The following is a 7522-nucleotide window of genomic DNA, read 5'->3' on the forward strand; positions in this document are numbered from 1 at the left end:
AAAGATCTTGGCATATCATACTCCAGATGAAATCTTTGAGAAAGAATTAGATCATATCTATCAAGCAGTATAAATGTTCAATTTATTATTGCAATTTACGAATAAATAATTTACCAAAAATTTACATAAGTTCGAATATCGCATTACATTGATAGTTTACTCTAAAAATGAAAGCAGCAAAGAGGTAAGAAAGATGAAAAAAAGAAATAAATTATTCTTGGGGGCGCTTTTAGCTTTAAGCCTATTTACCGCCGCCTGCAGTCGTAATAATAAGTCAGTAACTGCTGTTGGATCGACGGCCCTGCAGCCATTGGTTGAAGAAGTTGGTTATCATTACCAAACGCAAACCGGTACTACAATTAATGTCCAAGGGGGCGGTAGCGGTACTGGTTTAAGTCAGGTTTCAGAAGGCGCCGTGCAAATCGGCAACTCTGACTTGTTTGCTGATCAAAAAGACGGAATTGATGCCAGCAAGCTGGAAGATCACAAAGTAGCGGTTGTCGGGATAGCCGTGGTGGCTAATCAAGATATCGGCGTTAAGAACTTATCTGCCAGTCAGTTACGCGATATCTTTGCCGGCAAGATAACCAACTGGAAACAGGTTGGCGGCAAAGATCAAAAAATCGTCTTAATCCACCGCTCTCAAGGAAGCGGGACCCGCTTTACATTTGAAGCAAAAATTATGGGCAAAACCAAGGTGGCAGCTGGCCAAGAACAAGACTCTAACGGCTCGGTCCAAAAGATCGTAGCATCAACTCCAGGCGCAATCAGTTACCTAGCATTTGCCTATGCGCAGAAAAAAGATCTGCTTAAATTGGAAATTGATCACGTTAAGCCGACCGGCGCAAATGTAACTACTAACAGATGGAAAATTTGGTCTTACGAACATATGTATGTCAATAAAAAACATAAAACCAAGGCCACTGAAGCATTTTTGCGTTACATCGAATCAAAAAAGGTCCAACAAACTGCCATCAAAGAACTTGGTTACATCAGTATGCAAGAAATGAAAGTCAAGCAAGATTCTAAGGGTCAGGTTACCGCCAAGTAAGGAGGATATATATGGATGCTGATATCAAAAAGCGCCTGCTCTCGCCATCAAAGGCTACAAAGCAGGAAAGAAGAGGAAAAACTGTAACTTTTATAACAGCTGCCTTCATCATTGTGTTAACCTTTGCAATTATTGTCTTTATCGCAAATTTAGGTCTTAGAACCTTCTATAAAGACAACGTCAATATTTGGGAGTTCCTCACTGGGACTGCTTGGAATCCTGGAGAAGTTGATAGTCATGGCCACCCAATTGCCGGTGCTGCCCCGATGATTGTCACTTCGATCTTAGTAACGCTGCTTTCGGCGGTGATTGCTACGCCTTTTGCTTTGGCAATTGGGGTCTACATGACCGAATATGCCTCCAAGCGGCAGCGCCAAATTCTTCGTCCCATGATTGAATTGTTTACTGGTATTCCATCAGTGGTTTACGGCTTCTTAGGCCTAACTATTCTCGTTCCATTAATGCGGAATACCTTTGGCGGAACCGGTTTTGGGATCTTGCCTGCTATCTTGGTCCTATTTTTCATGATCCTCCCGACCATCACTTCAATGACCGTCGACGCCCTAAAGGCTGTTCCCGTAAGTTTTCGTCAAGCAGCCTTAGCCCTAGGCGCAACCAAATGGCAATCAATTTACAAAATTGTTTTCAGAGCAGCTTTGCCTGGAATTTTCACTGCCATTATCTTCGGCATGTCCAGAGCCTTCGGTGAAGCCTTAGCCGTACAAATGGTTATCGGTAACTCAATTCTGATGCCAGAAAACTTAGTTTCTCCAACCTCAACTTTAACTAGTCAATTAACTAGTCAAATTGGAAATACGATCATGGGCAGCGTACAAAATGATGCTCTTTGGTCATTAGCACTCATCTTGCTTTTAATGTCATTGTTCTTCAATGTGTTAGTAAGATTTATTACCAAGAAGGGGAAAATGAATGGACGTTAAAAAAGTTGACCACCTGGCTAAACGAATCATCCAGGTCATGGTCGGAATCGTTGCTGTACTGTTAGTATTAATTATTGGATATATTTTGGTAACCGGCCTGCCACAAGAATCAATCGACTTCTTGTTCAAGCCATCCCAAGCCGTAAAGGCGGGCGGAGGTATCAGAGACCAATTGTGGAACTCCATTTATTTGCTGATTTTAGCTTTGTTAATTTCGATCCCCTTGTCTTTGGGCGCAGGAATTTACTTAGCTGAATATGCGCCAGATAATAAGCTTACCCATTTTATCCAAACTTTAATTGAAATTCTTAGCTCTTTGCCTTCAATCGTAGTCGGTTTGTTTGGCTACTTAGTATTAGTAATTCGCTTCAACATGGGATTTTCAATCTTATCTGGGGCATTGACCCTTACTGTCTTTAACCTGCCACTTTTAACCAGCAATATTGAAAATGCCTTGCGCAGCGTTTCTGATGAACAACGCGAGGGCGGTTTAGCTCTAGGCCTCTCCCGCTGGCAAACAATCAAAGGGATCCTGCTTCCGCGAACGGTACCTGAAATTATTACTGGGGTGGTCCTCAGCAGCGGACGGATCTTTGGTGAAGCAGCTGCCCTGATCTACACTTCCGGTCAAAGCGCACCAGCTTTGAATTACCTCAACTGGAACCCGCTTTCTCCAGAAAGCCCATTAAACGTTATGCGTCCGGCAGAAACGTTAGCAGTCCACATCTGGAAATTAAATACTGAAGGCTTAACCATCGACGCTGATATAGTTTCAGCAGCAGCAAGTGCCGTTTTGATTCTGGTTGTTCTGCTTTTCAACATCCTGGCTCACTACCTTGGAAATAAGCTGGAACGCAAGTTGACTGGAGGCAAATAATGAAAGACTACAACATCGTTACTCCAAAAGAAGAAATTAGAATTTCTACCAAAGACTTAAGCGTCAAATACGGTGACAAGTTGGCCTTGCACCCTACAACCTTGGCCTTTCCCCGCCATCAAATTACAGCCCTGATCGGCGCTTCCGGTTCTGGTAAATCAACTTACCTAAGAAGTTTGAACCGGATGAATGACAAAATCGCAACGGTTGAAGGGCAAATTTTATTTGAAAATGTCGATGTTAATCAGCCAAAAATAAACGTCTTTGAATTACGTAAACATATCGGCATGGTTTTCCAGAGACCAAATCCTTTTGCGAAAACAATTTATGAAAATATCGCCTATGCGCCTCGTTACCATGGAATCAAGGACAAGCGCCAACTTGACGAAATTGTCGAAAAAAGTTTGCGCCAGGCGGCTTTGTGGAACGAAGTTAAGGACGATTTGAATAAGAGTGCCCTAGCCTTGTCTGGTGGTCAGCAGCAGCGACTTTGCATTGCCCGGGCAATTGCGATGAAGCCGTCAATCCTGCTGCTTGACGAACCTGCCAGTGCCCTTGACCCAATTTCGACTGGCGTGCTTGAAGAAACGCTAGTTGAATTAAAGAAAAACTACACCATGATCATGGTTACCCACAACATGCAGCAAGCTACGCGGGTCAGCGACTACACCGCCTTTTTCCAACTGGGTAAGGTCTACGAATACGACAAGACAGTTAATGTCTTTACTAATCCGCAAGTTAAATTGACGCAAGATTATGTTGAAGGCCGTTTCGGCTAGAAGGGAATTAAGATGGCAGATAGCATTATTAGTACTGACGGTTTGCGACTCTACTATGGCAAAAAAGAAGCACTGCATGGCATCAACTTAGACATCGAAGAGAAGAAGATAACTGCTCTGATTGGTCCTTCTGGCTGCGGCAAGTCCACTTTTCTCCGCTGCTTGAACCGGATGAACGACTTGATCGACACCGTCACAATTACTGGAACCGTTAAGTTTCGGGGGCATAATATCTATTCTCCTAAGACTGACACAGTTAAACTGCGCCAACAGGTCGGCATGGTTTTCCAACAGCCCAACCCTTTCAGTTTTTCCATTTATGACAATGTTGCTTTTGGTCTGCGCCTAGCTGGGATCAAAGACAAGCAGACGTTAGATGAACGCGTTGAAAAAGCCCTCCGCCAAGCGGCAATTTGGGACGTAGTCAAAGATGACCTTAACAAAAATGCCCAGCAGCTATCCGGCGGTCAGCAACAACGGGTCTGCATCGCCCGCGTTCTTGCTACCAAACCTGACGTTATCCTCATGGACGAGCCAACCAGTGCGCTTGACCCGATTTCTTCCAGCCAGATTGAAGAAACAATGGTAGAATTAGCCAAGGACTACACGATTGTGACGGTTACCCATAATATGCAGCAAGCTTCCCGGATTAGTGACAAAACAGCTTTCTTCATGAACGGTAAGGTAGTAGAATATGGCGATACCGCACAAATTTTTATCAACCCGAAGGAACAAATCACAAACGATTACATTAACGGCAACTTTGGATAAGGAGGCAAATTATGATCGGACTTTTTAGTGACGAAATGTCAAAGCTTAACCTCGAATTCGTGGAGATGGGGGTTAACGTAAGCGAACAAATTTACCGTGCAACCAAATCATACATTGACCACGATAAAAAACTTGCTCAACAAGTTATCGACGGCGATGAAAAGATCAACGAAGAAGAAACTGAGCTGGAAAACCGTGCGCTGCAAATCATGGCACTCAAGCAGCCCCTGGCAAAAGACTTTCGGTTAATCATCTCTGCCCTTAAAGCCAGCAGCGACCTAGAACGAATCGGCGACCACGCAGCCACGATTGCGCGCGAAACAATTGAAGTTAAAGGCAACGAACGGGTTCCTGAAATTGAAGAGCTGCTAGGCGAAATGACCAATAAGGTTCGGAGCATGATGGAAACGGTACTAGATGCATATTCCAAGGACAACGCAGACACTGCTAAGGAAGCTGCCCAAATGGACTTGGAAGTAGACGTCCTCTACTACAAAGCTCACAAACTGATTGTAGGTGTCATGGAACGCCAAACAGATACTGCAGTTGCCAATGCCAGCTACTTAAACGTAGCACGTTTGCTGGAACGGATCGGCGACCACATTGTTAACTTAGCTGAATGGGTTATTTACCGGCAAAGCGCTAAATTGGTGGAACTCAACCCCGGTAAAATTGACCGTCACATTGTTCAAAAAGAAGCTGACGGTTTGATCGATGAAAAAGAAGCAATGAAGAAAGTCGGCCGAAAATTAGATAAGAAACTAGACGAAAATTAACGCAAAAACTACCCAGGCGCCTTAAAAGCAATTGGGTAGTTTTCTTTTTTGAACACACTCACCTATTGATTGCATTTTTTTCTGTGATAGTATGAACAGTAATAGGATAAACAGGTTGGTTCTCACCAGCAAAATAGAAACTAAGGGGAAAAAATATGCTTTACTACATCGCACCGATTTTAGCGATTCTTTACATCGTTTGTCTGATTATTGCTAGTCGCAACCACAATAAACTAGCTCTCTGGTCATCTGCTTTGCAGCTAGTATTGGCAACTGTTGTAACTGTTATTGCATTTATTTATTAACTACGGGGGAAAATAGTTATGTTGCTATTTTATGCTTTGATCGCGATTATTCCGCTAATTTTTGTCTTTGCTGCCCGCAACCAGCAAGACACCTTGCTATTAAAGCTGTCACTGGTACAATTGGCTGTTTTGCTGCTGGTAAGCTGCAGCATTTTCGTCGTATTTTTCACGATAGGATGCTAAAAAAGCCTCGTTTTCGTTAGCTATGACATAATAGCATGACGAAAGCGAGGTTTTAATATACCTATTTTTTCGCTTCGGCTTTAGTCAGTTTAGTCAAATGCAGCATTCTGCTTTTAGCTAAAGAGCTGGTCTGCATAATGGGCAACAATTCTAGCCATCGTCGGTGCATCATGATTTCCACCTGGCTGAGTGTAATATTGCAGGTTAGTGCGATTAAATTCAGACAGCTTCCACATGGCATTAATTTGTGGCGTCATCGACCCACTAGTTCCATCCCCAGAACCTACCCCAGCCATAATTTTAAATTTCAGCTTGGGATATTTCTTAACTTCATCAGCTAAAACCTGAGCTGTTTTTCTTGGTTCGCTGGCCCCGCCATCTGAAGTCACTGTCCAGGAATCGCCTGCCATCGGCAAATAATATCTAAAATATGGCAAGTCATACTGGAAAACATACCAGCTGGTAATCGACCCCATTGAGAAACCGCCAAAAGCCCGGTGATTACGCGATTTTTCTAATGCAGCTTGGCTAGTATTTTCTGCATAAGTCCGGTAACGCTTCTCAACTGCCGGCACTAAGTCATTCATTAGCTCTATTTTTGCGAATCTACGATTCAGGGGATTATCATCATAGTAATTGCTAGAGACCTGCTGGCTGCTCGGATAATAAGTTGGAAATACCACAATTGTATCTTTCAGCTTATTTTGATCGCTTAAGTTATCCAGCACCCGTTTGAAATTGCCGTCATTGTAAAAAGTTGAGCGGCCATTTCTCACTTCAGTTGAGCCATGCAATAGGTAAAGCACATTATGTTTTTTCTTAGCGTGGTAATTTTTCGGGAGATAAACTATCGCTTGTTTATTATATTTGCGGTTGTGATAAGTTGTTTGATAATTTATAGTCTCGGTGCGACTTGAATCAGAATTTTTCACGATTAGCTTAGTTTGCTTATTGTCATTACTGCTTGTCTGGTTATTGCCGCATCCCGAAAGGATGACTGCAGCCAAAATTGCAAATAATACCGGGCCTCGCTTCCGTTTTTTCATCGGATCACCTTATTCCGTTAAGCCCAAATTTTGGAGCCACTTCTTTACTTGGCTGTCGTTGTCGTCATAACGAATTCCATTCTTGAATTTAGCACCATCTTCTTGAGCTAATTGCTTAATTACTTTTTCCGAAGCCGAAATTGGCGTACTCATGCTAGTAGTAAATGGAATTACCGTCTTACCCTTGAAGTTGTAATCGTCAAACAGGGTGTGAATCAGCATTGGCGGTCTTTGCCACCAAGTTGGGTAGCCAATTAAAACCGTAGTATATTTTGAAAAGTTAGGGATCTTAGTAGCCAAGGCCGGGTGAATATTCCGCCGCCGTTCACGGTCACCCCGGCTAGCTGCATTATCGTATCCCTTGTACGGTGTTTTCGGGTGCAGGCGAATCATATCGGCACCCGTTTGCTTGTGAATGTATTCTGCTGCTCCCTTGGTAGTCCCAGAAAGCGAGAAATATAAAATTAAAGTTTTACTATTCTTATTTCCTTTACTTACCTTAGCAGGTGTATTGGGCTTAGATGCTGACTTTGAACCAGTAGTTCTGGAGCAAGCTGAAGTAAAGAGCACTAGTAATAACCCTAGGCCTAAAAAAGTAACAATTTTCTTCCAGTATTTCATGTTTTTCCCTCTTCTCTTGGTGGTTTATGCAATTAGTATATGAGAGAAAAATGATTTTTAAAATTAATAATTACGTAAATTGCAATAATAAATTGAACATTTATACTGCTTGATAGATATGATCTAATTCTTTCTCAAAGATTTCATCTGGAGTATGATATGCCAAGATCTT

Annotated in this window: 10 protein-coding genes; 8 read left to right on the forward strand and 2 right to left on the reverse strand. The window is 42.6% G+C overall.

The genetic code is table 11. The features are described from left to right. The first annotated feature begins 193 nt into the window (after nt 1–193). The 8 genes from KI210_RS08435 (at nt 194) to KI210_RS08470 (ending at nt 5683) form a co-directional block, all read left to right on the forward strand. Nucleotides 194–1051 (forward strand): phosphate ABC transporter substrate-binding protein PstS family protein, encoded by an 858-nt coding sequence (locus KI210_RS08435; RefSeq protein ID WP_212781446.1) that lies wholly within the window; start codon nt 194–196, stop codon nt 1049–1051. An 11-nt stretch (nt 1052–1062) separates the two neighbouring features. Further along, a complete protein-coding gene (gene pstC, locus KI210_RS08440; RefSeq protein WP_212781447.1) occupies nt 1063–1992 on the forward strand; it encodes a phosphate ABC transporter permease subunit PstC in 930 nt (309 codons plus the stop codon). Beyond that, nucleotides 1982–2869 (forward strand): phosphate ABC transporter permease PstA, encoded by an 888-nt coding sequence (pstA, locus tag KI210_RS08445; RefSeq protein ID WP_212781448.1) that lies wholly within the window; start codon nt 1982–1984, stop codon nt 2867–2869. The genes pstC and pstA overlap by 11 nt, the downstream gene beginning before the upstream one ends. Further along, complete coding sequence (gene pstB, locus KI210_RS08450; protein WP_212781449.1) at nt 2869–3648, forward strand: phosphate ABC transporter ATP-binding protein PstB; 780 nt, start codon at nt 2869–2871, stop codon at nt 3646–3648. The genes pstA and pstB (KI210_RS08450) overlap by 1 nt, the downstream gene beginning before the upstream one ends. Before the next feature lie 12 nt (nt 3649–3660). Further along, complete coding sequence (gene pstB / locus KI210_RS08455) at nt 3661–4419, forward strand: phosphate ABC transporter ATP-binding protein PstB (protein WP_212781450.1); 759 nt, start codon at nt 3661–3663, stop codon at nt 4417–4419. 11 nt (nt 4420–4430) lie between these two features. Further along, nucleotides 4431–5195 (forward strand): phosphate signaling complex protein PhoU, encoded by a 765-nt coding sequence (phoU, locus tag KI210_RS08460; protein ID WP_212781451.1) that lies wholly within the window; start codon nt 4431–4433, stop codon nt 5193–5195. Nucleotides 5196–5350: 155 nt separating this feature from the next. Then, a complete protein-coding gene (locus KI210_RS08465) occupies nt 5351–5500 on the forward strand; it encodes a hypothetical protein (RefSeq protein ID WP_212781452.1) in 150 nt (49 codons plus the stop codon). Nucleotides 5501–5518: 18 nt separating this feature from the next. Next, entirely contained in the window at nt 5519–5683 is a 165-nt protein-coding gene (locus KI210_RS08470; RefSeq protein ID WP_212781453.1) for a hypothetical protein, read from the forward strand. Between the two features lie 113 nt (nt 5684–5796). Here KI210_RS08470 and KI210_RS08475 read toward each other — a convergent pair whose 3' ends face one another. Both KI210_RS08475 and KI210_RS08480 read right to left on the reverse strand, forming a co-directional pair. Further along, nucleotides 5797–6729 carry an alpha/beta hydrolase gene (locus KI210_RS08475; RefSeq protein ID WP_212781454.1) on the reverse strand — a complete coding sequence of 311 codons (933 nt, stop codon included), beginning with the start codon at nt 6727–6729 and terminating at the stop codon, nt 5797–5799. 9 nt (nt 6730–6738) lie between these two features. Then, nucleotides 6739–7350 (reverse strand): flavodoxin, encoded by a 612-nt coding sequence (locus KI210_RS08480; RefSeq protein ID WP_212781455.1) that lies wholly within the window; start codon nt 7348–7350, stop codon nt 6739–6741. Nucleotides 7351–7522 lie beyond the last annotated feature (172 nt).

The organism is Lactobacillus corticis, assembly GCF_018327645.1.
Taxonomy (GTDB): Bacteria; Bacillota; Bacilli; order Lactobacillales; family Lactobacillaceae; genus Lactobacillus; species Lactobacillus corticis.